The 288-nt window shown below is 41.3% G+C and carries 1 rRNA gene; it reads right to left on the reverse strand.

Annotated features, from left to right (window positions below):
- Nucleotides 1-232: 232 nt before the first annotated feature.
- A 16S ribosomal RNA gene (locus PGQ95_RS26445) occupies nucleotides 233-288 on the reverse strand; the annotation flags it as partial.

Below are 288 nucleotides of genomic sequence, written 5' to 3' on the forward strand. Positions count from 1 at the left end.
AGGGCATCCACCGTGTACGCTTAGTCGCTTAACCTCACAACCCGAAGATGTTTCACTTCTGATTGCGAAAATTTGAGAGACTCGAACACACATTAGCTGTGTGTCGTTTCAATTTTCAGCTTGATCCAGATTTTTAAAGAGCAAAATTTCACAATGCACTTAACAGTACATTTTGAAATTTATCATTTATCAAACAATCTGTGTGGACACTACAAAGGCAGGTTCTTTAAGGTAAGGAGGTGATCCAACCGCAGGTTCCCCTACGGTTACCTTGTTACGACTTCACCC

The sequence above is a fragment of the Klebsiella sp. 141240 genome, from assembly GCF_050600805.1.
GTDB classification, from domain to species: Bacteria; Pseudomonadota; Gammaproteobacteria; order Enterobacterales; family Enterobacteriaceae; genus Klebsiella; species Klebsiella aerogenes.